28 protein-coding genes are annotated in these 23817 nt (G+C 30.8%); 5 read left to right on the forward strand and 23 right to left on the reverse strand.

Annotated elements, in window-relative coordinates; all coding sequences use genetic code 11:
* The first annotated feature begins 3 nt into the window (after positions 1–3).
* The 3 genes from J9309_RS09650 to J9309_RS09660 are packed head-to-tail and all read left to right on the forward strand — an operon-like array spanning position 4 to position 4835.
* A complete protein-coding gene (locus J9309_RS09650) occupies positions 4–2775 on the forward strand; it encodes a helicase-related protein (RefSeq protein WP_230475684.1) in 2772 nt (923 codons plus the stop codon).
* Positions 2765–4225: a PglZ domain-containing protein gene (locus J9309_RS09655; protein WP_230475685.1), complete on the forward strand. Its 1461-nt coding sequence runs from the start codon at positions 2765–2767 to the stop codon at positions 4223–4225. The genes J9309_RS09650 and J9309_RS09655 overlap by 11 nt, the downstream gene beginning before the upstream one ends.
* Entirely contained in the window at positions 4215–4835 is a 621-nt protein-coding gene (locus tag J9309_RS09660) for a hypothetical protein (protein WP_230475686.1), read from the forward strand. Before J9309_RS09655 ends, J9309_RS09660 begins: the two co-directional genes overlap by 11 nt.
* A 1215-nt stretch (positions 4836–6050) precedes the next feature.
* Here the strand turns inward: J9309_RS09660 and J9309_RS09665 are convergent.
* From J9309_RS09665 to J9309_RS09680, 4 genes are all read right to left on the reverse strand, one after another.
* The gene (locus tag J9309_RS09665; protein ID WP_230475687.1) at positions 6051–6299 is read right to left on the reverse strand and encodes a hypothetical protein; all 249 of its coding nucleotides are present in this window, start codon (positions 6297–6299) and stop codon (positions 6051–6053) included.
* Positions 6286–6552 (reverse strand): hypothetical protein, encoded by a 267-nt coding sequence (locus tag J9309_RS09670; RefSeq protein ID WP_068599396.1) that lies wholly within the window; start codon positions 6550–6552, stop codon positions 6286–6288. The genes J9309_RS09665 and J9309_RS09670 overlap by 14 nt, the downstream gene beginning before the upstream one ends.
* Positions 6553–6563: 11 nt before the next feature.
* Positions 6564–7019 (reverse strand): DUF5675 family protein, encoded by a 456-nt coding sequence (locus tag J9309_RS09675; protein ID WP_230475688.1) that lies wholly within the window; start codon positions 7017–7019, stop codon positions 6564–6566.
* A gap of 68 nt (positions 7020–7087) precedes the next feature.
* Positions 7088–7891, reverse strand: a complete 804-nt coding sequence (locus J9309_RS09680) for a hypothetical protein (protein ID WP_230475689.1) — start codon at positions 7889–7891, stop codon at positions 7088–7090.
* A 95-nt stretch (positions 7892–7986) separates the two neighbouring features.
* Between J9309_RS09680 and J9309_RS09685 the strand changes: the two genes are divergently transcribed.
* Positions 7987–8208, forward strand: a complete 222-nt coding sequence (locus J9309_RS09685; protein ID WP_230475690.1) for a hypothetical protein — start codon at positions 7987–7989, stop codon at positions 8206–8208.
* Between the two features lie 15 nt (positions 8209–8223).
* Positions 8224–8478 carry a thermonuclease family protein gene (locus J9309_RS09690; RefSeq protein WP_317192145.1) on the forward strand — a complete coding sequence of 85 codons (255 nt, stop codon included), beginning with the start codon at positions 8224–8226 and terminating at the stop codon, positions 8476–8478.
* Between the two features lie 182 nt (positions 8479–8660).
* On the opposite strand, the gene J9309_RS09695 is transcribed toward J9309_RS09690, so the two are convergent.
* The 19 genes from J9309_RS09695 to J9309_RS09785 all read right to left on the reverse strand — a co-directional run bounded on the left by J9309_RS09695 (position 8661) and on the right by J9309_RS09785 (position 23805).
* Positions 8661–9236, reverse strand: a complete 576-nt coding sequence (locus J9309_RS09695) for a hypothetical protein (RefSeq protein WP_230475692.1) — start codon at positions 9234–9236, stop codon at positions 8661–8663.
* Between the two features lie 205 nt (positions 9237–9441).
* Complete coding sequence (locus tag J9309_RS09700; protein WP_230475693.1) at positions 9442–9855, reverse strand: hypothetical protein; 414 nt, start codon at positions 9853–9855, stop codon at positions 9442–9444.
* A 230-nt stretch (positions 9856–10085) separates the two neighbouring features.
* A complete protein-coding gene (locus tag J9309_RS09705) occupies positions 10086–11141 on the reverse strand; it encodes a hypothetical protein (protein ID WP_230475694.1) in 1056 nt (351 codons plus the stop codon).
* A gap of 184 nt (positions 11142–11325) precedes the next feature.
* Positions 11326–11598 carry a hypothetical protein gene (locus J9309_RS09710; RefSeq protein ID WP_230475695.1) on the reverse strand — a complete coding sequence of 91 codons (273 nt, stop codon included), beginning with the start codon at positions 11596–11598 and terminating at the stop codon, positions 11326–11328.
* Positions 11599–11914: 316 nt separating this feature from the next.
* Complete coding sequence (locus tag J9309_RS09715) at positions 11915–12508, reverse strand: hypothetical protein (protein ID WP_230475662.1); 594 nt, start codon at positions 12506–12508, stop codon at positions 11915–11917.
* A gap of 220 nt (positions 12509–12728) precedes the next feature.
* Complete coding sequence (locus tag J9309_RS09720; protein WP_230475696.1) at positions 12729–13811, reverse strand: hypothetical protein; 1083 nt, start codon at positions 13809–13811, stop codon at positions 12729–12731.
* Between the two features lie 221 nt (positions 13812–14032).
* Positions 14033–14821: a hypothetical protein gene (locus J9309_RS09725; RefSeq protein ID WP_230475697.1), complete on the reverse strand. Its 789-nt coding sequence runs from the start codon at positions 14819–14821 to the stop codon at positions 14033–14035.
* Between the two features lie 223 nt (positions 14822–15044).
* Complete coding sequence (locus J9309_RS09730; protein WP_230475698.1) at positions 15045–15512, reverse strand: hypothetical protein; 468 nt, start codon at positions 15510–15512, stop codon at positions 15045–15047.
* Between the two features lie 227 nt (positions 15513–15739).
* A complete protein-coding gene (locus J9309_RS09735) occupies positions 15740–16324 on the reverse strand; it encodes a hypothetical protein (RefSeq protein ID WP_230475699.1) in 585 nt (194 codons plus the stop codon).
* A gap of 226 nt (positions 16325–16550) precedes the next feature.
* Positions 16551–16967 carry a hypothetical protein gene (locus tag J9309_RS09740; RefSeq protein ID WP_230475700.1) on the reverse strand — a complete coding sequence of 139 codons (417 nt, stop codon included), beginning with the start codon at positions 16965–16967 and terminating at the stop codon, positions 16551–16553.
* A gap of 168 nt (positions 16968–17135) precedes the next feature.
* Positions 17136–17675, reverse strand: coding sequence for a hypothetical protein (locus J9309_RS09745; protein WP_230475701.1), 540 nt, complete (start codon positions 17673–17675; stop codon positions 17136–17138).
* 229 nt (positions 17676–17904) lie between these two features.
* Positions 17905–18342, reverse strand: a complete 438-nt coding sequence (locus J9309_RS09750) for a hypothetical protein (protein ID WP_230475661.1) — start codon at positions 18340–18342, stop codon at positions 17905–17907.
* Positions 18343–18660: 318 nt separating this feature from the next.
* Positions 18661–18972, reverse strand: a complete 312-nt coding sequence (locus J9309_RS09755; RefSeq protein WP_230475702.1) for a hypothetical protein — start codon at positions 18970–18972, stop codon at positions 18661–18663.
* Positions 18969–19274, reverse strand: a complete 306-nt coding sequence (locus tag J9309_RS09760) for an HhH-GDP family DNA glycosylase (RefSeq protein WP_230475703.1) — start codon at positions 19272–19274, stop codon at positions 18969–18971. The genes J9309_RS09755 and J9309_RS09760 overlap by 4 nt, the downstream gene beginning before the upstream one ends.
* A 241-nt stretch (positions 19275–19515) precedes the next feature.
* A complete protein-coding gene (locus J9309_RS09765) occupies positions 19516–20121 on the reverse strand; it encodes a WG repeat-containing protein (protein ID WP_230475704.1) in 606 nt (201 codons plus the stop codon).
* Between the two features lie 231 nt (positions 20122–20352).
* On the reverse strand, positions 20353–20778 hold the full coding sequence (locus J9309_RS09770; RefSeq protein WP_230475705.1) for a hypothetical protein: 426 nt from the start codon (positions 20776–20778) through the stop codon (positions 20353–20355).
* A 233-nt stretch (positions 20779–21011) separates the two neighbouring features.
* A complete protein-coding gene (locus J9309_RS09775) occupies positions 21012–21728 on the reverse strand; it encodes a hypothetical protein (RefSeq protein WP_230475706.1) in 717 nt (238 codons plus the stop codon).
* A 194-nt stretch (positions 21729–21922) separates the two neighbouring features.
* Positions 21923–22522, reverse strand: a complete 600-nt coding sequence (locus tag J9309_RS09780) for an immunity protein Imm33 domain-containing protein (RefSeq protein WP_230475707.1) — start codon at positions 22520–22522, stop codon at positions 21923–21925.
* Positions 22523–23433: 911 nt separating this feature from the next.
* Positions 23434–23805: a hypothetical protein gene (locus J9309_RS09785; protein WP_230475708.1), complete on the reverse strand. Its 372-nt coding sequence runs from the start codon at positions 23803–23805 to the stop codon at positions 23434–23436.
* Positions 23806–23817: the final 12 nt, after the last annotated feature.

Consider the following 23817-nt stretch of genomic DNA (forward strand, 5'->3'; position numbering starts at 1 on the left):
ACAATGCTGTATCAAAACCAACCATGCGAACTCATAGGAACAAAAGAGGTATTCGGGCATAAAATTGCCTGGATACGTCTTTTAGAAAATAATACATTCATAGAAGTTCCTTTTCAAGAACTACAAGAAGACGAGAAAACCATCCACCTGCCACATATTCGTTATGTGGCTTTGGCGGCTAAGATAAAAGATGAGGTTGCCAAGAAAAATATCCTTGCACCTTACGAAAGCAGTTTGGTGCCTTTGCCACATCAAATCTTAGTGTTAGAGAAAGTAATGCAAGCCGAACAAAATCGTTTCATGCTAGCAGATGAAGTGGGTATGGGAAAAACCATAGAAACAGGACTAATCCTGAAGGAATTAAAACTTAGAGGCGAAATCAAACGGGTATTGGTTATCGTTCCCAAATCCTCTATGCTGCAATGGCAAGCCGAGTTAAAAGAGCATTTTAACGAGGTTTTCCATATCTACGATTCAGAAATGATTACTTCTTTAGCACGTACTTTTTCAAACATCAACGCCGATGAAGAGTTTAACTTTTGGCGTCAACACCACCAAGTCATTGTTTCTACCGATGCGTTAAAACCATTAGACCGTAGACAAGGCTGGACACAAGAGCGCATAGACGAATACAACCGTTACCGTATGGATGCGGTTCTGAATGCGGATTTCGATTTGGTGATTATAGACGAAGCACACAAAATGGGTGGAGCCAATGCCTTAGTTTCAAGGTATGTATTGGCGCAAGAATTGTGCAATGCTGTACCAAATGTTTTGTTATTAACGGCAACCCCACATAGAGGGAAAGCAGATCATTTCAGACGTATTTTACAATTATTAGATCCAGATGCCTTTGCTGGTGATGGTTTACCGGAAATTTCAGAACTTGAACAATACGTGATTCGTACAGAAAAAAGAAATGCAGTTGATTACGAAGGGAATAAATTGTTCAACGAACGATTTACCTACAAATTGGATGTGTTGCTGGATATAAACAAACATGCCAAACAAATGGCATTGTACGAAGCCGTAACCCAATATGTCATTAAAGGATTCAATACCGCTAAACGTACTAAGAATAAAGCAACAGGCTTAATTATGATTCTTTTCCAACGTTTGGTAAGCAGTTCTACTTTAGCCATTCTATCTGCAATGGAAAAGAGATTATACCGTTTGCAAAATAATTTGTTAGAGGCAGATAACGATTGGTCTGATGATTATGAAACGGCTACTGAAGAAGAATTAATCGACTTAGATTTTGAAGGAATCTATTTTAATGCTTCAGAAGGTTTAGAAGATGAAGAAGCGATTTTAGTTCAATTAATCACTCAAGCAAAAGAGTGTTTAGCAACAGAAATTGATGCCAAAGCAGAAGCGCTTTTAATGAAATTTGAAGCCTTACAACAGGAAAAAAACGACACCAATCTTAAGATTTTGGTGTTTACAGAATTTAGAACGACTCAAAAAATGTTAGTGGATATCTTTTCTAAAAAAGGATATCAAGTGGCATTTATAAACGGAGGCCAAGATTTAGATGAACGTAAACGAGCGCTGGTTTCCTTTAAAGCAGATAAACAAATTCTTATAGCAACAGATGCTGCAGGGGAATCGTTGAACATGCAATTTTGCCACGTGATTTTCAATTACGATTTACCTTGGAATCCCATGATGATCGAACAACGTATTGGTCGTGTAGACCGTATTGGACAAAAACATCCTGTACAAGCCTTCAATTTACTAACCAACAACAGTGTAGACCAAAGAGTTTATGAGGTAATTGAAGAGAAGCTTACCAATATTTTAGAACAATTTGGGATTGATAAATCATCGGATGTATTGGATTCAGCAATTGATATGAAAAAGGTCAATCAATTGTATTTACAAAGTTTATTAAATCCAGAACGATTTGATTTTGCAAGTGATAAATGGATGCATGAGATTAAAAGTAAATTAAAAGAGTTTAAATCAACAGAAGGCATTTTACCTTTAGTTCAAGAAGAAGAAATTGAATATAAAAAAGCAGCGGATGTAAAACACAGTCCATTGCCTATTTGGTTAGAAAATTTATATACCACTTATGCGCAAATAAAAGGAACTTCTTATACCACAACGACTTTAGGCTATGCTATTTTAGGAGAAAATGGGCAAAAGAAGAAAATTACTTTTGATCCAGAAGTAGCTTTAAATAATCCAGATGTAGAGCATATTACCTTACAACATGACACTGTAAGAAGTTTATTAAATCAACTTTCTGAATTTTCTATCGATAAAGGAATTCCTGTTGTAAAATCGAAAGAATCAGATGAAACTTCAGGGTATTGGAGTTTATGGCAAGTAAGTGCTAAAAATCAATTAGATCAAAAGTTAGATTACATCAGTTGTTTTGTGGCAGATAATGGCAAACAATATACGGCTTATGCCAACGATATTTGGTCAAGATTAATGGGCTTAAACGATAATTTTTCGTTTCAATCTACTTTACACTCTGAGAATTGGCAAGATATCCAAAATAAAGTGAATGAGGTATTATACGAAACATTCAAAAAATTAGAGGCGGAATTAATTGAAAATTTGGATAAAAAATTAAAAAATAAAGAGAACGCTTACAACGTACAAAAAAGAAGAATAGAGAAAATAGGAATTGAAAACATTAGAGAATCAAAACTGAAACGATTAGACCAAGAACACAACAACTGGTTATCAAAAATGAAAGAATATCGTAATGTTATTCCTGGTTCTAAATTATTGATGACAATACGCATAGATGGAGAATAATTTCATATACCAAATCGCAAAGGATTTAAAATCTTACCATTCAAAAGTTCTTCGTGTCGAAAATTCTGATGGATTTTTAAAACGTAAAGATATCATTGCTGCTTTAAAGAATTTTGGTATTGATGTAGTATGTGGATCCAATTTAGAGTTACGCATCCAATATGAATTAAGAAATGAGGAAGAATATTGTGTTTTAATCAGTGACGATAATAATGGTTTTTTACCAGATATTATAGCAAATTCGTCTGCATTAATATGGTCTTTAGAGCATTATTTCAATTTTTTACATGTACCATCCATAAAGGATTTGGATAGTAAATTATTGAATAAGCTATTCAAGCAAGAAGTTTTTGTTCCATTAAATAAAGCAGATACTATAAAATTAATTGAAAAATTACGTTCAGAAAGCCTTATAGAAAACGAGGACGAACAAGAAAATCAATTAGTTGAAATTATTAAAGAAACACTAGCAGATACACCCATTAATTGGAATACCATTGCACGTGATATAGCTGAGTTAATCAAAAGAACAATCAAAAAGGGAACTTTAAATAAGTATGCCGAATTAATTACAGAAGTAAATGAATCTTTCCAAGTAGAATTGGAAGTGAATTATAAGCACATTAAAAATTCGAGTGCTGTAAAGAAACCTAAAATAGTATCTAAAGTTTTAGATCACTTAGCTTTTAATTATATAAAGGACAAAATAGCATTAATTGTAGTCGATGGATTAGCCTATTGGCAATATGTATTGCTGAAAGAAAAGTTAGATGTTGAAGCTGCTGAGCAAACCATTTATTCCTGGATTCCTTCTATTACACAACTTTCAAGACAAGCAATTTTCAGAGGATCTAATCCTTTAGTAGAATATAAACAGGCTCCTGCAAATGAAAGAAAAATGTGGGAGAACTATTGGATATCAAAGGGAATTCCTAAGCATCAAATCACCTATTTTCATAGTGAAAGCTTAGAAGAAAATAACCTAAACTATTCTAAAATTGCGGTTGTATATAAAGAGTTAGACGATAAAATGCACAGTTCCGATGATTATAAGGATTTATATGATTTGACAATGAATTGGATAGAGAAAACATCACTATTTAATGACATAGAGCTATTAATAAAAAACAATTTTAAAGTATTTTTGACAACCGATCACGGCAATATAGAAGCTAAATCTTGGAGATCATTAGTGGGGAAGGAAAAATTAGGTACCAATAAATCAGGTAGTCGAAGCGAAAGACATATTGAATATACAGATACCTGGTTAAAAGATGAACTATTCAATAATAACCCAGAACTTATAAATTTTGTAGTATCTGAAGAGAATGCACTCTATTTTAAAAATAACCTAAGTTTCTCTAACAAAGATACTTTAGTAACGCATGGAGGAGCACATGTTTTAGAAGTGCTTATTCCATTTATAGAAATTAAAAATAATGAAGAGTAAATCCATAGATATCAATCAGCGTATACCTTTAGATGCTTTGCATGTTGCATTACAGAGCTATCTTGGTGGGGAGTATGATGAGCAATATATCTTAGAACAATTACACCTTGATTTTACAGGAGAGAATAGAATTAAAAAGTCATTACGAATCATCAATAAAATAATTTTAAAAAATCCCTTAATACCTTATGTAGATCAACATAAAGAAGAGATTTTGAATGTTTTGAAAAGAAAAGATGACCGAAACTTAATATTAATTGCTTTATTAAATGCATCGTTTCCGTTTTCATTTGACGTATTACGAACATTCGGGAAATATTTAGCGGTACAAGACCTAGTCAATACAGAAACGATTTCTAAAAGCATTTCCAATGTATATGGTGGAAATAGAGCCACTGAAATTGGATTATATAGCGTTATACCAATGTTTATTGAAGCTAATATACTCAATAGACCCAAGCAAGGTTTATACGAATTAAATAAGCAATTTCATTGTACATCTTCCCTAAGCATAGATTTGTACAAAGAATCATTAAAATTCAACGCAGAATTAAATTCATTTATCTGGGATGAGTATTCGGAACCCTATTTGATTTTCTTGAAAAATTAATTACAAGGTTATCAAAACCAAAATACTACATCAGGTAGTTATTGATAATCAGTCAAACTAATACGCCTATTTGCAAAGTTGGTAAGTGCATAGGACAACAACAAAAAAGCAACTGCGGTTAATTCCAGTTTTGCGCAATACCCTAACGGGATACTTCGCAAAGCTGCCCGGGACATTAACCGCAATAACTTTCGCTGTTGCCCTATATTCAATTGATTTTGCAAATAGGCTTATTTCGTTCTAAACACGAACATCCGTTTTCAAAAACCGTATTTTGGTTTTGATGAAGTAGCAGTATTGCCACAATCATTTTTGTGCAACGATTTACTCCGTTAGGTTCATTTCGCTTCACTTCGTTCCATTTCAGTAAGCAAAAAATTTACTTTCATTGCACTGCGTTCCGCTTTATTCACCCAACTCCGCAAAACCAAGCCTAAAATAAGCTTTCCTTTCAGTCAAGCCCATTTTTTAACGGCTTTTCGTTACACACAAAAATGCTTGTTTGTCAATAGGAAATGCCACGCACCCCCGCCACCCAAGAAAGCGGTTGCAGGTTCAGAAAAAGCAAAAGTTTTTTAGTAAGGCACATTGGTGTATTGCGCTAAACCGCTAGTCGCATCACATCGTTCGGTACTCCATTGCAAAGCAATTCGTAACCCCTCACTTTTGTGCTGCTTGATAGCTCATTAGCCCACACCAATTGGCTCGGTATAGCAAAACACCCTAAAGGGATGTTCAGCTACAATCCCTCGCCACCTTATTTTGAAGTTGATTTGCTTTTCTTCACCTGCGCGAGTTGCCCCAGTGCGTTCTTTCCGGAATAGACACAACAAAATTCACAAAAAAGATAGCAAAGTTAGTTAGTGGTCGTTTTACGTCAAGGTCAAGCCCTTTGGGTTTCTCACAAAATCTCCACCCATTCGGGTCGTATTTTGCTCGAAAACCTTGCCTTTAAAACGCCCATTCCTGAAAGAATGGCTTTCTTTTTTTTCTCTTTTTTTCTTTTCAAAAAACATTGGATTTGAACCAAAACCACTTCTTCGATTTCCTCATTCCGATTCCACTTTTTCGACAATATTTCAACTTCGATTGGGAGATAAAGCGTACATATTCCACCTCTATAAATAATTGGGTGCAGTGATCACGCATAAAAAAATCTCACCAATACGATGAGATTTCAAAAAGTCCTGAAGGTCCTATCAAGGTCTTATAAGACTATTTTTTGTTAGAATCATTATCAGCTTCATCAATTTTGACAGCAGTTTGAGCAACAGCACTGGCAATTGCACCACCTAAAGCCAAATATCCTGCAACTGTAATAACAGTAGCCGGAAGAACAACCGGAGCAGCTAAAAGAGTTCCGCTAATCGCAGTTAAAGCTAATCCGACATTACGAACGATTTTAAACCATTTAGGCGTTTCATTGGTTACTCGTTCAACTAAATTTAAACTATCCTTTTTCATCACGTTTATTTTTAAGATTCAACATTTCAAGAGTTGTAATTCTTGATTCTAAATATTCGACACGTTGGCTGAGTAAATCATAACTGTTTTTAAATTCGGTTTTGATTAATAAAGCCATCGTTTTTACTTCTGTAATATCCTTTTCCATTTTCTTAAAATCGGAGTGTAATTGCTTAATAAAGTAGGCAACCACAGCCAATAATAAACTTGAAACTGAACCAAAAAGGACATTTAAAACCAATTCATTTTCCATAGCTTCTGATTTTAGAATTGAAAATTATTCTCAATCCGAATTTGATTTTCTTTGCTTTTGGCAATCTTCAAAAGTTTCGGATAAACCACATCATAAGCTTTACGACTATGGGTAACTTGATAATCACCATTGATCAATTCAAAACCAAACCCAGTCAACGGACATCCTGCTGTTTGTAAATAGGTATTTCCGATATGGATGTACACATAATCAAAATTCGGAAGCTGATCGATTTCAATCATACCTTCGTGGACTTTACCCATCAGATTTCTATACTTAGTATTCATACCGCCCCAAGAATTGACAATCAATTTAAAATCACCTGTAGGAATTGCAGTTTGGTTTGGAATTTTATCGGCTCGTATTTTATCTTCCAAAAGGTAACTTTGAAAGATTCCATCAATGTATAAATGACTCAACGTACTTTGCTTTCCTTGAGCCACACGCACAATTTTTACTCTCATCATTCATTCAATTAAAGTGAAACAAAAAAGAGCCTTTTCAAATCGAAAAGACTCTTTAACCAATTAACAGCTTAAAAAGCATCTTCGATTTTCAAGCAGTTTCCAGAGGCGAAAGGATAATAGTTTCCGTTGACTTCTTGGAAAAACTCAATACCAATACATTGTACAACCGTTACATTATTTCCTAAAGTTGGCGCACCTGGTAAAGCTGCCGAAATCGTATCTCCGGCATACGGAGTGTTTAACGGAATATAATCCGAGTACGTAACAACATTCAATTCGTTATTAATAGGATCATCAGCTTCATAATTTCCAGTCGTAGGATTGAAAGAGAAATCAGCTAATACAGCCAATGCATTAATCAATCGGAAATGTGTAGATCCTGCAGGAGCAGAAACCAATTCAGCAGGATTAAAAGCAGCAATTATAAAATCAGCTTCGTTTCTGTCTACGTTATGCTCTACATCGTAAGGTGCATTAAAAACACCATTAATCGAAAGACGTTTGTCAAACTCAAAGCCTATTAAATATTGACGTTGAGTAGAAATTTCAACTTTTCTGTAACCTCTGGCTTCAGTACCATCTTCCAAATTGATTTTCTTCATCACCGAAGTTAATCTACCTGTAACTTGGCTATCTGCCATTTTACTCATTACTTGTGATAGAGCAGTACGAAGTGATTTCCCTGCCTTAGCACAACCACCAAACTCATTCATATTTTCACGAGTACGTTCAAACTCAGGCGCAGTTTTCACTTGCTGAGCAGTAGGACCACCAACTAAACCGGCATAAAAACCTGGTTGCCCTTTAATTTTGAAATGACGTACATCTCCAATCGTACCGATGTATTTCATCAAACCTTTTTGTCTTGCCATAACAATAAATTTTTTAGTTAAACAATTGATATTAATCGTATTACAAAGTTGGTTGATTAAATTTGTATAGACAATATGTAACTAATTGCAATACAATGAAATACAGTGCTAAAGAACCTTATTACGTGGAAACATTTTATAATGTATTAGAAATCAAAGATGCAGATACTTTGGTTGTGAAACACGCCTTTTCGAAAGAAGAAAAAGAAATCAGATTATACGGAATAGATGCACCAGAAATCCGAATGAATAGAAAATTAAAATCAGATGAAGAAAAAACACATCTTCCTGCAAGTTTGTTGATTGAGTTAGGATGAGAGGCAAGAAATTACATAACTAACGTTTTGAGTGTTGGAGATAGTATAACCATACTTACAGAAATAAAAAATGCCTACGATTTTTATCATAGGCAATTAGGTTATGTTATTCTGGAATCAGGCGAATGTTTAAATGAATTGTTGCTTCAAAATGGATATGCAAAAGCATCAAGAGATTATTATTGTTCAAAATTAGCAGAATATCAGTTGATGAATCGTACTGCTCAGTTAAATAAAGTCGGATTATATGCTCGAATTTCCCATTTTTAAGCCCAGATCAAATGTTAAAGTTTCGTTTTTTTTGGCTTAAAATCTATGCTCAACAAAGACTTAAAACATACTTTTTCAATTGTTGTACTTATGTTGTACCAAATGCTATAAAATGAGTAATCAACCCACTAAAATAAAGACTTTGCAAAGAAACTTTGGATAATACGATGTTATGTGTAGTGCTAATTTATAAGTTCAATTTTTTCAATCAGATATTCAGAGTTGTAAAGTAGTAAAGTTCTCACTTCATTTCTTTCATTGTATTCAATTTTATAGACTTTAGACGTTAAATTATGTAGCGAATTATTTTTTGATGATTCTACTGATTTTAAAGTTTTATAAGATTCAATAAGCTCAATTGGTCGCTTATTTTTATCGTATTTTATTAGCGTTTCGTAAGGTAATTGGCTACAAACTAAACATCCAGAATATTCATATTTTACAACTCTCGAATTTTCATCAAATGTAAACGTGTATGTCCAATTTTGTTTAAAATCTTTCTCTGTCTTTTCACTATTCCAGTTTACTACAACTTCATTTTTATATTTAAGATTTGTAAACTCAGTGGGAAATAAATATGGCTTAGAGAAGTTTTTACGATAAAAATTCAAGTCAATTATTTGTTTAGCGTTTATTGTGTCAATTTTTGTTTCCTTAATCTCATTATTACTGAATTTTTCAATCTTAAAAACTCTATTTTGAGCATTTACGATTTGAGATGAAATAGTTAAGAAAATTATTATAAGGACGGTTTTCATAGCATTACACATAACGAGCCGAGTATTTGCGAAGAACGGGAGAGAATTTGAGCGAAAGCTCAAGTTCGTCCGTTCAAGTAAATTGCTTGGCTGAAACTAAATTAATTTAAAGTTTTAAGAAAAGCAATTTTGCGAGCGGAAAATAATGGATAAAAAGTTAGCCTTCAGCCCGATTTTTTGCGAAATACTATGTTGTGTGCAGTTTTTATTTTTTAAAGTTAGAAATTATTAGTTTTAGTTTTTTCGAGTTCACATTTAATTCAGATATTTCTAAATTATAATCTTTTCCTGATTTTGTAATAATTGTTAAAAATTCTGATGAAATATTTCCTGAATAATTTCTATCAATCTGAATTTCATCTATTGCATTCCACGAAATAAATTTATTTTTTAAATATATTCCTTTAGAATTAATTTTTAATTGGATTTTTTTATTTGTTATTCTTGTTATATAGTAAATTGAATTGCTTATTCCAATTATTAGAAGAATGATTGCTAAAGTTTTATTTTCTTTTTCAAAATATAAATATGCAGATAATCCAAACGTAATAATAACCGACAAAAATTCGAAGTTTAATAGACTTTTTGAGTATTTAAAGTTATATTCTTTTTGATTCATTAAAATAAAGCGTAAGTTTTCGAAAAATTGCACACAACGAGCCTAGTATTTGCGAAGAACGGGAGAGAACTTGAACGAAGTTCAAGTTCGTGCGTTCAAGCAAATTGCTCTTTTCTAAAACTAATTTAAGTTGAAGTTTTTAGAAAAGCAATTTTGCGAGCGGAAAAAGATGGGATGAAAGTTTACTTTCAGCCCGTTTTTCGCGAAATACTATGTTAGCAGAAGTTTTTTTACCATTCCGATTTTTCATTAAATTCTAATAGTTCTCGCTTAGAATATCCAATACGATTTAGTTCATCCTTGTCAAATTCTTTTTGAATTTTCTTTATAAAATCATCATATATAGGATCGTAATTAATTAGCAAAGCTTTATAAACATATTCTTTATTCGCTGGTGGCCAATATGGCTTATTTATATATGTGTTATTTTGTTCAATATATTTTAGAATTTTTATAGCTTTTTCGTTTTTATAAGAAGCAACAGCTCTTGAAAAATATAAAATATCATCAAAAATATTTTCATTTTGAGTAAGCTTTCCTTTTATATTTTTATTAAAGTAATTTTCTAAAAGTGGGTACAATTTTTCATTTGGAAATTTTTCAATACTTCTAAAAATCCATATTATACAATCTCCTTTTTCTAAATTTTCTTCAAAAACTTTATAGAGGAAATTAATATCTTCATTTTTTTTGAATTTACTCAAAGCATAACAAGCTGAAAGTTGTTCTCCACAATTTTTTCCTCTTTTTTCTGCTCTTTGCTTGATTAGATTATAATATTTTTCATTTGGTTCAATGTCTTGAATCATCCAAGTTGAAATATCTAAATAAGGATGTTCTAACAAAACTTTCTCAACCAATTTCTTTTTTTGAATTTGTGACAAGCCATTTCTGTCGTGTGCTTTGCGAATCATCAAATCAGAAACTTGTTTGTAATCTAAAACATCTTCATAAACCCAGTATTTTACTCTTGCTGTATCAGATAAATGACCAATTAACAAATCGTAATATTGAGATTCTTCTTTATTAACTATAGTTCTATAGGCAATAATTCTTAACAAAGGATTTTTAGAATCCATTAATTTTGTTAATTCATCTTTTGTTGCATTTTCTTCAAGAAAATTCCTTGCGATTGTGTCTTTTGATGGGAGTGAATTTTCTTTTGAAAGAATTTTTAATGAGGGTTGTAATTCTTGTCTAAAATCAGAAATTTCATATTTGTAATTTCCTTGCTTGCAAGAAATAATAAAAATAGAAAGTATTATTATTTGTAGTACGGTTTTCATAAAATTTCTGCTAACGAGCCGAGTATTTGCGAAGAACGGGGAGAATTTAAACGAAGTTCAAGTTCGAGCGTTCAAGCAAATTGCTTGGCTAAAACTAAATTAATTGAAAGTTTTTAGAAAAGCAATTTTGCGAGTGGAAAAAGATGGGATGAAAGTTTACTTTCAGCCCGTTTTTTGCTAAATACTATGTTGTACGACGTTTATTTTCAGGATATAGTTTATTTAAACTAACATAAAAAATAAACAATCCTAAAATTATCATTAGAAAATATAAATAATAGTTATTTGAAATAGGTTCTAATTTATCCAATTTAGATTGACAAATAAGAATAATGTTTTTATGTTTCTTAATTTCGTTTTCACTTAAATTTTTAGATTCTAATATTGTTTTATAGGATTTATTTTGATCAGTTAATAATTCTATTCTAATCTTTTCATTTTCTTCAATATGATTCATTTTGTTTGTGAAAAAGGCAGAATATATAACAGCTGTTATAATTAAAATATTTTCGATAAGTTTTTTATTGCTAAAAATCATAAAAGAAGTTTTGGTTTTATTCGAGGAAAAATGTCGTACAACGAGCCGAGTATTTGCGAAGAACGGGAGAGAAATTGAACGAAGTTCAAGTTCGTACGTTCAAGCAAATTGCTCTTTTCTGAAACTAAATTAGTTTATTGTTTTAAGAAAAGTAATTTTGCGAGTGGAAAAAGATGGGATGAAAGTTTACTTTCAGCCCGTTTTTCGCAAATAATATGTTAGCTGCTGGCATTTATTATTTAGACTGAATGATGAAATCATATTCATGTTCGGTAAAATAAAATGGAATATTAGCCCATTCTAAATTATTATTTTTAGCAGTTAAATGTACTTGATATATAAATTGCATAAACTTTGAAATAATGATTTGCTCAGTCCAATCTCTTGCATCTTGCAACTCTTGAGAAACATCGTCATTTTCAATTAAGTTTTCAAATAAATTCTGAAAATCTTCAAGACCAGTTAAAACAAATTCTTCCTTAGTCATTATTTCAGGATTGCAATCTGATAACCATTCCATATCTTCAGGATTATAGCCGCCATCAAATTCAAAAGCAAAACATTGTATATACCACTTTTCAGTATTTATATCAAATTCGTTTAATTCAAAATAGAATGCTTTTATTTCTGAGTGCTTAGAGATTTTCTTATAAAAAGAATCGATCCATTTAATACAATCTTCCACATTATTTGTAAATGAATGCTCTAATATTTTATGAAATGAAGTTTGGTTAATTTCATTTAAATGTTTTTTTGCAATAGTTATTGCATTCTCAAAATTTAACTTTTCAAGTTCATAATTTATTTTTTCAGCAAAATCAAAGTTCATATGTAATTTTTTTAATGCTTGCAGCTAACGTTTCTGGGCTTGGCGTCAGTGGTGGAAATTGAAGCGAAAAGTTTCAATTTAGCGACACGGTAAGCAAAAGCCAATTAATTGAATAAATTTACAAAAAAAAGTCAATGTAATTGGCTTTTTGCGGAATAGAAAGCTAAAACTTTAATTTTAGCCTTAATCCGCCATTGCGCCAAACCCATGTTATCGGAAGTTAAATTTCATAGGGATTTTGAATTTTAGCTCGCATATCATCGAAGAAATTATATTTATATTCGATTTTATTTTCTTTTAAGATTTTTATAGAATTCCAACGGATTTTCCAATTATCCTCCTCAGACAATTCTTTTAATTTTCTAATTATTTCGGGATAATTCTTTATAGAATTTTCGTCAATCCAATAATTTAAGAAATCTAATGCTTGTAGTTTTACAACCAAGTTACCTTCGATTAATTTATTAAAAAGATATTGGATTATTCTTTGAGTTGAGTTTGAATTACAATCTTCTGGTAATATATTTTCAAGCAAAGGATTTAGTTTTTCAAACGAATTATCTAATATAGCTAGTTCAAATATTCTTTTAAATTCACTTATTAAGAAATTTTCCCATTCTGAGAATTTTTCGGAAAGAGCATAATAAACGAATTCAATTTTTTCTGTTTCAGTATAAATTTCAGATTCACAGAATTTTTCAAGTTCTTCTTTATTTTGTTTGGCTATCTTAAATAGTTTTTTCAATGACTTTTCAGCATCTTGTTCATCGAATTCTAAAAATGTTTCAAAGTCTGGAATTTCTAAAAAAACATTCTGTTTATTAAAGCTAAATTTTTCATTTTTAAATGATTGAATAATTTTATTTAATTTTTCTTTTGATATTTCATAATTATCAATCTTTATTTCAAAATCTTTCCGATTAAATTTAAAGGTTAAATAGTTTTCTTCGTATTCAAATTTGTATTTACTTGTGTATTCTTTTTTAGAAATTATTTTTATGTTAGCAATTGAATGCCAACTATAATTAGTTTTGTCAATTTTAATTCCATCTTTAGAAATTACGATTTGACTTTTTATTTTTAAAATTTCTCCAATAATTTTTTTACCAAACGAAATGATTAGATAAAGTGAAATACCTAAAATAAAAAAATTACGTATTTCTAATTCTTTAAAATCTAATTCTGTTTTTGTTAATAAGTAAATCCCTAATATTACGGCAATTAAATTCCACAGTATGTTTAGCGACAAACTTTTTAATGAGTATTTAATTTCATATTTTGAAGGAATGTGTAAATTACTCATCTCAAGACAATTTTGTTTTTTAATTTCCGATAACGAGCCTAGTATTTGCGAAGAACGGGAGAGAATTTGAGCGAAAGCTCAAGTTCGTGCGTTCAAGCAAATTGCTTGGCTAAAACTAAATTAGTATATTGTTTTAAGAAAAGCAATTTTCGTTGGAAAAATGAATAAAAAATAAGTGTTCCTTCAGCCCGTTTTTCGCGAATACTATGTTATGCGACGTCCTAATTTGCGATATAATAGAAAAATTGTTCATTTATTTTCTGCTCTTTCATTATTTCGAAAAGATGATTATCTCTTTCCATTGTATTTTTAAACGAATAATAAAAACCATAAGAGTTGTCTGTAAATCCATCTAGTAATAAGAAAATTCCTTTTTCTGTTTTTACAATTGAATAAATATTTATCTCTTCCATTTTATCTAAAATTTGTATTTGCTTAGAAGTAAAATTATATTTCTTCTCAATTTTAGATTTGGTTGAGATTGGAAAAGGCGATTTTTCGGGAATTATGTAAGACCAATAAATATTATTCTCTTTGAAAACATTATCTATTCGCTGTATAGATGGTTGGTTAAGAAATATTGTATTCTTACTTTTTTCAACAAGTGAACATAAAATATTAAATTTCTCAATATTATTTTTCAAAAAATTAATATTAGAATTTTCATCAATTAATCCTTTATCTAGAAATTCATTGGGTTTGTCTCCTGCTTGTTTTTCAGTGAATTCATAGCGTTGTGAAAAACCACCCCAAAAGAAGTTAGGAATTTCACTAGATATTCTAATTGAATCTAATGCCCATATTTTTTCATATTTGATTGGTCTTATATCCCATTTAGAAAAAGGTTTCGAAAACTTAAAATAATCTTCAACAGAAATCTTATTTTCAACTGTTAAACTATCTAAATGTTTATATAATTGTATGTCATAATTTTCAATTTTATTCAAGTATTCTTGGCTGAAAATTGAAATTGAAAAAACGAAAAAAAGTAATGTTAATGTTTTTTGCATAGTGTTTTGATAGGATGTCGCATAACGAGCCGCGGCTTGGCGAAGTGCGGGCTTGGATTGAGCGAAAGTTCAATTCAGTACCGAACGAAGCAAAAGCTGTGGCTTTTGGTAAATTTAATAAAAAAACAAAAGTAAAACAGCTTTTGCGGATAAATAGGCGAGAAGTTCAATTTTGCACTTAACCCCGCATTTTGCCAAGCCGATGTTATGTGCAGTATTCATTTCAGTTAGGGTTTATTTTATAACCAAGTCGCATACACTCGTCCACGAATCTTTTTCTGAATAATTCTGAATCAAATCCGCCCAACTTTTTCTCCTTGGTTTTTAATACAATAAGTTCTTTGTAAATTAAATTTAAACAATAAGGAATTACTTCATCTCTTGAAATAGTAAGTAGTCGATGAAAGTCCGGACGAACACTAAAGTGTCCTACGTTGAAATTGTCTGGCGATGGGGGCAGTCCGAAATTGGAACGCCCTGACACACGTTTAGCAAATCTAAAAGGGTATCTTGGTTTACCATCAAGTTTTGCATGGCTTTCAATAAGTTCAAAATCTATCCATAAATGTTCGATTGCCCCACCATAATTACCACTCAATCTTTCGCAAAGAATTGTAAAGACATCTCTTAATGCAGAACCGATTTTGTCTGTTTGCATGTCAACCATATTTGCGTGAAGTCCAACTTTCATCTCTTTTTGATTCAGATTTTACGTTTATATATATTGCACATAACGTTTCGAGGCTTGGCGCAAGTGCGGGCTTGAATTGAGCGAAAGTTCAATTCAGACCGAAACTAAGCCAAAGCCAATTTCTATTTGCTAATTTAAAAATAAAAGCCAATAAAATTGGCTTTTGGCGACTGAATAAGCACAAAAGTTCAACTTTACACTTAATCCCGCATTTCGCCAAGGCTTTGTTAGCAGAAGGTTTTTTGTTTCCGTAATTCCTTTTCAGCCAACAATTCATTCATTTTGTTTCGTGACAATTTTCGACCTTTTAAATATCTTCCGTTTATAGAATCCTCGTGATAATAATCAATAAAATACTCTAATTCTTCGTCGTTCATTTCGCTCGGTTTTAGAAATCTTTTATCATCAGTAATTTGTGTGTCAGATTCATATTTTTGATTTTCCATTTCATTAAATTTTGAAATTGGAATTTCCTCGATAATATCAATAAGTTCATAGCAACTTAAATTTAAAGTTTGAGCACCAATAATTTTAAGATATTCATTTAGAATTCGTTTTTCGATGAAAATTTTTCCTCCACCGAATTTATGCCTATCGCTTTGATTTTTCTTTACTCCAGAAATCCAATATTCGTTTCCGTTTTCAATATCAAAAAAATTCCCTGCAAATCCATTTCCATTTAATGTTTGAAATGCTTTTCCGTCAAAATAGATGGTTTTTCTACTTTTTGAAAATGAAACAAGTCCAATCCAAGCTGGGCCATTATCATTAAATCCTGATTTGAGTTCAATATATTTTATTTCGGATTTCATTTCTGCGTTTTGTTGGTGAAAACTTTCTGCTAACGAGCCGAGTATTTGCGAAGAACGGGAGAGAAATTGAGCGGAAGCTCAAGTTCGTGCGTTCAAGCAAATTGCTCTTTTCTGAAACTAAATTAGTTTATTGTTTTAAGAAAAGCAATTTTGCGGGCGGAAAATGATGGGATGAAAGTTTACTTTCAGCCCGTTTTTTGAAAAATACTATGTTAGCTGTAGTTTTTTACATTCCAAATGTCTCAAAAATATAGCACATACCATTCTTAGGATTTACAAAATACCTTGAACGGTCAAATTCATCGTGTTGATTTCGTGAATATTTTATAAAGTCTTTACTAGGGTTAAACCATTTTGGTAAATCTAGACCACTTTTCCAATCGTTATTTATTGTATCAATCTTAAGGTTATTATATTTTATGAATTCATTAAACCAATCTCCATTAGATTTGAATTGTAAAAATAATTGATATTCAAGTGTAAAATGAGGTGTTTGTAAATATTCTCCGTTTATCAAGTTTATTTCTTTAGGAGGTTCATCTCCAGCCCAATATTTGTAACTTTCTAAAGGATCATTTGTTCTAATGAATCCTTCACAACTGATAAAAGTTAAAATAATACTTAGGATATATATTTTTCTCATTTTTTGATAGTAATTGATTGAAAAATTACAGCTAACGTCCCGCCGGCTTTAAGAAGTTGGGGATTTTTGCTCCTAAACCAAACCATTAGGACTGAAGCCAAATATACAAAAAGATCGTTCCATTATGCCTCAACCCCCAATTTCTTAAAACCGCTGTTAGCTACAGTGTTATTCAGTGATGTTTAAATTAGGATATTTTTCTTTAAATTTTGGTATATCCCTTTCTTTTTTATCATTAAGTTTTAGAATACCATCTCTATAATTGAAATAAATCTCACCAAGGTATTTAACTTTCCCTTTTTCTATTTTAAAATCTATATTTATTGGAACTTGTCCATGAGATTGTATGTAACCTCCGTTTTCATGTAAACGTAAAGTTGCAAATCTATATTTGCCCTGCACTTCAGTTATTGAGAAATAATATACAGCTTTGTTTTCATCGAAAAAATCTGGTTTGAATTTCATAGCGACCATTTGTTTTGGTCTAATAGTTATCATTTTACCAGAAGATATTGATTTGTCATTTTCTCCTAAATAATGAAAAAAATATTGATTAAAAATTGGCTTTTTATTTTCAAATGCAATTGTGCCTACAATCATTCCATCATCAGAATTTGAAGTAAATGATTGTGGAATTAGAGCTGATGGTGCCGTCGCACATGAAATTAGAAATAAAGAAGTAAATAAGAGTAGAATAAGATTTTTCATTTATTTAAGGGGTTGTTTTAACATTGTAGCTAACGAGCCGAGTATTTGCGAAGAACGGGAGAGAATTTGAACGAAGTTCAAGTTCGTCGGTTCAAGCAAATTGCTCTTTTCTGAAACTAAATTAGTTTATTGTTTTAAGAAAAGCAATTTTGCGAGTGGAAAAGAATGGAATGAAAGTTTACTTTTCAGACCGTATTTTGCGAAATACTTTGTTATCTGCAGTCGCAATTTATTTAATCCTTTGCAGTTTTAAAATAAAATCAAATTCATTTTTTTCGTATTTAGAATCAACCTTTTGCAATTCAATTATTCTGAATTTATCTATCAATTTTTTTTGATTAAAAAGTTGTAGTATTAAGTTATCTTTTTCATTACTTAATTTTATTTCGATATAATTTTCAGCCTTTGAAACCTTTTGAGTAGGTGGTTCAGAACAATAATTTGCATCGCCAAGAATAAAAGCGTCATTTTTGTGAAAATTCCAATTAATTATTTTGCAATAATCTCTTTTAAAACTTCTTGCATTTTTAAATTCAATAAATTCACTTGTATAATATTTATTTTCAGTATTGTCTGTAAACCAAGGATTTGAACTTGTATCAATTAGATTTTTATTGGGCTGTTTAATTGTACTCTTGAAAACTTTTAAAACATTTTCTTTATTCAATTTAACGCTTTGACAAAAACTAAATATTGAAAGATGAATCACAAAAATTATTATAATTTTTTCACTGAATTTCATAGATTTTCTATTTATGTTTGTTTTTTTTGTGATTGCAGATAACGTTTTGGGTATTGCCGAAGGCGGGGAAATCGAAGCTGAAAGTTTCGATTTTGTACCGAGGCAAGCCAAAACGAATTTTTATGAGTTAAATTTAAAAATAAAAAACGAATAAAATTCGTTTTTGGCGGAATAGTAGGGCAGAAGTTGAATTTAGCACTTCAGCCCCGCTTTTGGCAATACCGTGTTAGCTGCTGCCAAATATCACATCGAATATAATGTTTGCAAAAATGTCCCATAAATTCCGATGTCAATCAACTCGTCTTTGTCAGAATTTATTGCAAGTCCAAACATTTTAGTTTCTTCGTCAAAATAAATTTTGTAGCCATTTCCGTCTTCTGTTTCTTCAAGCACAGTCCATAATTCGTAAACATCAATAGAGCCATTAGCGTTTTTATATTTCTGTTTTGTAGGCTCGATCAAACACTTTGTTAAATCAAGTCCAAATACATTATTTATATCGGGTTCCGCTATTATTTCACTATTTATTATGTCTCTAATATCCTCGGCTGTCATTCTGTGAGTTTTAAATGTTTAATAAGAATTTTTTCAACTTCTTCCGCAGACAAATTATCAAATTCCCCTCCGGGTGTATATGGAAAATCTTCTGTTGTTGTTGGGTTTTCCAGCGAAACATAAAACACATTTTCAGGTCTTCCGTAGTTAGTTATATAAACTGTATATTTTTTTGTTTTGTCTGCAAGTCCAATTGCTGTATTGTCAGCGTCCCAATAGTCCGTTACGAGAATATTTTCTGAACCGTACTTTTCTAAAAGATGCTCTGTCAATTGCTTTATTTGTTTAGTCTTTTGTTCCAACTTCTAAATTCTTTTTATTAGGTTGTCGTCTTTATTGGTTGCAGCTAACGAGCCGAGTATTTGCGTAGAACGGGAGAGAAATTGAACGCAAGTTCAAGTTCGTCCGTTCAAGCAAATTGCTTGGCTGAAACTAAATTAGTATATTGTTTTAAGAAAAGCAATTTTGCGAGCGGAAAATATTGACAAAAAAGTTAGCCTTCAGCCCGTTTTTTGCGAAATACTATGTTAGCAGAAGTGCTTTTTATTCATTGTCTTTCCAATTGATTTTATTCGCTATTTCTTCAAAGGAAAAGTTACCCATTTGAATGATTTTTCCTTTATTGTTTATGTAGCCGTTTTCTTCACAATTTGTATAATGATGTTGACAGTCCGTTTCACTTGAATGTTCTAACAGTGGAATATTTTTGCATTTACTTCCAATTATTGCTTTACCATTATGAAAGCTAGAAGCTTGTTCAAATTTAGGTGGAATAATTATTTTTCCTTTATTATTTGCAAAACCTATTTTTCCATTTTCATCTACAATTCTAATTTTATTTTCAATTAAATTATCTGGACTAGGAGTTCCAAATTCTGTATTTAGAACTTTGAAAAGTTTTTCACCCTTGATATTAATCGCAGTCCAACCACTATCATTTTTAATAGAAAATATTGAAAAATATCCTAAAGTTTCAGGTCTATAATTAATACCGTAAATTTCATTGTCAAGTTTCTTAATTACTTTTCCATTTTTATCTGCAATTATTGAAGTATTATAATCATTATTTAAATAAATAATTTGGAATTTTTTTTGCGAATAAGAATTCTGTAAAATTAAAAATAATATAATCGAAAATATAGATTTCATTTGTAAAGAATTTTGATCTAAGCATTTCTGCTAACGTTTCGAGGCTTGGCGCAAGTGCGGGCTTGAATTGAGCGGAAGTTCAATTCAGACCGAAACTAAGCCAAAGCCAATTTCTATTTGCTAATATAACTAAAAAGCCAATAAAATTGGCTTTTGGCGACTTAATATGCAGAAAAGTTCAACTTTGCACTTAACCCCGCATTTCGCCAAGGCTTTGTTGTGCGTTCGTTTTTATTCTACAATGTTTATTTTTATTCCTTTATGCTTTGATTTATTTTCAAGAATATACTTTGGTTGTGGATCATAATACGGTTCCCATTTCTCTAAAATTAGTTCGTTATTTTCTGTCCAACCAATTACTTTATATCCATTAGGTAAAATTCCGTTTTCAAGATTATGTTCTTTGTTGTCATTTTTTATAACTGACCAAAAGAGCCTTGAATATCCTAATCCTCCATTATCAAATTGATATTCATAATATTTATACATATTATTTGGTGAAGATGATTCTTTTAAAATAATTAAATTCTGTTCGTTTAGTGAATGTTCTGAGCTTAAAGATTTTTCAAGTTTGGAAGTATAAGAAAGGATTTTAATAATTCCGACTATTGCAGCAATTGCTATTATTCCAATAATTATTAAATACCATTTTTTCATTAAACACCACAAAATTTAATATTAACCGACATTTTCTGAAAATGACGCACAACGTTTTGGGGCTTGGCGTCAGTGGCGGAAATTGAAGCGAAAAGTTTCAATTTAGAGACACAGTAAGCAAAAGCCAATTAATTGAATAAATTTACAAAAAAAGTCAATATAATTGGCTTTTTGCGGAATAGAAAGCCGAAACTTTAATTTTAGCCTTAACCCGCCATTGCGCCAAACCCTTGTTAGCGGCTGGCAATATTTCCTGTTTGTAATTTAGTTTGCTTTGTTATGTTAGATAAAGAAATTAGTCCTGCACTAGCAATGATAGCTCCTCCAACAAATGGGAAACCTGCCCCAACTAAATCAGCCATATTTGAAGAAAATAAAAACGGAAGACAAAATATCATTCCAAAAGTTCCCAAGACTATCGCTAAATATGAGCCAAATTTTATCAAATTTTTCATTTCAAATGTTGTTTTATTTTCTGATGAATAATTAAAAACAAGTTCTCTTAATGACGAAGTTTTACAGTGTGCATAATCTTCAATCGTCCAATTTTTTATGGGTTTTGAATTCTTTCCATTTATGTAATCTTTATAAAATTTTTTCCATAAGTCGGGTAGAAGTAAAGCACCGAAAATAAAAATTGCGAAACTTGGAATAGAATAATTTCCGTTTCCAATCATAAATGCTTGCATTCTTATTTCATCAACTGGTGTCATTTTGAAATCTAATAAAACGTGTTTCAAATCATGGCTTTCATAATTAGGAACTAAACGTAATTTATGCTCTTCAAGACAATTGGCAATATCTTTACCCAGTGTTCCATTAGGTAGCTGTTTCATGTCTTTTATTTTCTGTTCATACACGTCAACATCATGAAATTGTTCAATTGTCCAAACTGAAAGATTAAATGATGTTTTAATTATTCTTCTAGCTATAACTTGTAAAATGTTCATTTCTTCAGCCTTTAATTTTTGGGAGACGTTTTTGATTGCTTGCCGCTAACGTTTCGGGGCTTTGCGATGGTGGGGCAATCGAAGCACAAATCTTCAATTTTGTACAAAAGTTAAATCGAAGAACTACTGTTGAACTTTGCAGTTTCGCCCCACTATTGCAAAACCCTTGTTGGCAGTAGTTTTTTTATTCGTTCTTATATGTTTTTAAGTTTTTCGTCATACCAAATATCTTCGTAACCTTTACTGTCAGATAAAAATCTAAATCCAACGTCAAGTCCTAAATACTTAATTATTTCTGGTCTTTTTTGTAGCAAATCTTCTGCACATATTGGTTGGAAAAAATCGTCTGCTTCGGAATATTCGCCTGTCCATATAAACCAACCCGTTGTTCCTTTTTCTGCTGGATGTCTTAGTCCATTAATTGGGTCTTTTTCAAGGTTTGTAGAAACTCCGATATTTAATTTCTTATTGATTGGTTTCCAAGTTGAGTTGCTTTTATCGCAAATTTCTTTTTGTGCTTCAATGTGTACATTCCAATTATTATGTATTAGCAAATCGTCTTTTTCAGTCAATAAACGTTTTTTCCAAAGTGAAATATTTGTTTTGTTAATTTCAAAATTAATGTCTTCGTTATCCCACTCAAAAATTGTGTCTGAAATAATTTCGTCTTCGTCCCATTCGAAATCATCATCGCTAATTGCAGTCCAAGCAAAATTTTGAATTGCGGTTTTGTCAATTTTATTTTCTAAAAAACTGTCGCAAAGTTCTATTAAATTTTGTCTTGTTACTTTCATTTCGGGTCGTTTCTAAAATTACTGCCAACGAGCCGAGTATTTGCGAAGAACGGGAGAGAAATTGAACGAAGTTCAAGTTCGTCCGTTCAAGCAAATTGCTTGGCTGAAACTAATTTAGTGTATTGTTTTAAGATAAGCAATTTTGCGAGCGGAAAATATTGACAAAAAAGTTAGCCTTCAACCCGTTTTTTCGCAAATACGATGTTAGTAGCAGTAAAACTATTTTAATATTTTTTTATTAAATAGTATAATCATACTAATAACAATTAAAATAATGGCGTTAATTGAAAAATTGTATATGAAATTTAAATTAGGCATTAATTGAATAGGGAAGTAAAAAATAGATTTTACACTATTTATTTCAAAAAATCCAATTTTACTAAAAAAAAGAGTAATTATTAGAACAATTACACTATTAATCCAGTGCTTCTTATTTTTTATTACTACGAATAATGAAATTGAAAAAGCAATTAATAATCCTATAAATTCTGATAGATTATACCATAAAAGGAAATTAAGAATCCGTTTTGAATCAATGTTTCCATTAAGTTGATTATTTTCAAATTCCATAATTAAATTAGTGTCAGTTAAAATAGAAATTTGAATTGTAGCAAAAATTATAAGTATTGTTGCTATAAAATGTATAGTTATAATACGCCAATTTACATTATCTGCGGTCATATTTTTTAACGTGAATTAGTTGTTTTATTGCTACTAACGAGCCGAGTATTTGCGAAGAACGGGAGAGAAATTGAACGAAGTTCAAGTTCGTCCGTTCAAGCAAATTGCTAGGCTAAAACTAAATTAGTGTATTGTTTTTAGAAAAGCAATTTTGCGAGTGGAAAATTATGACAAAAAAGTTTACTTTCAGCCCGTTTTTTCGCAAATAGTATGTTATGTGCAGTACTTTATTACCAATTTTTATTTAATTCATATTCAGATGGAATTTCTGTAAAATTAGATCCCAACTTATTCCATATTTCTATGAGATTAATTTTTTGTTGTATAATTAATATGCGTATTTCGCATAATAAGTTTTTATCTTTATTAATTAATTCAAGTCCGTCGAAATTTAATTCATTTTGATTGTGCATTTTATTTATTATTTCCATTTCAAAATTTGAGTTTTCGGAATCTAAATTAATAAAGCAACCATTTCCAGTGAATTCAATTTCCAATATTTTCACAGTTTGAATATATTCCATTATACTTTTTTGAGAAAATTCTCCTTCTAAGATTTCAGGACAAATTTTAAGTAAAAAGTTTCGAATATTATCATTCATTGCAAGATTTTT

Origin of the sequence: Faecalibacter bovis (assembly GCF_017948305.1) — a bacterium.
Taxonomy (GTDB): Bacteria; Bacteroidota; Bacteroidia; order Flavobacteriales; family Weeksellaceae; genus Empedobacter; species Empedobacter bovis.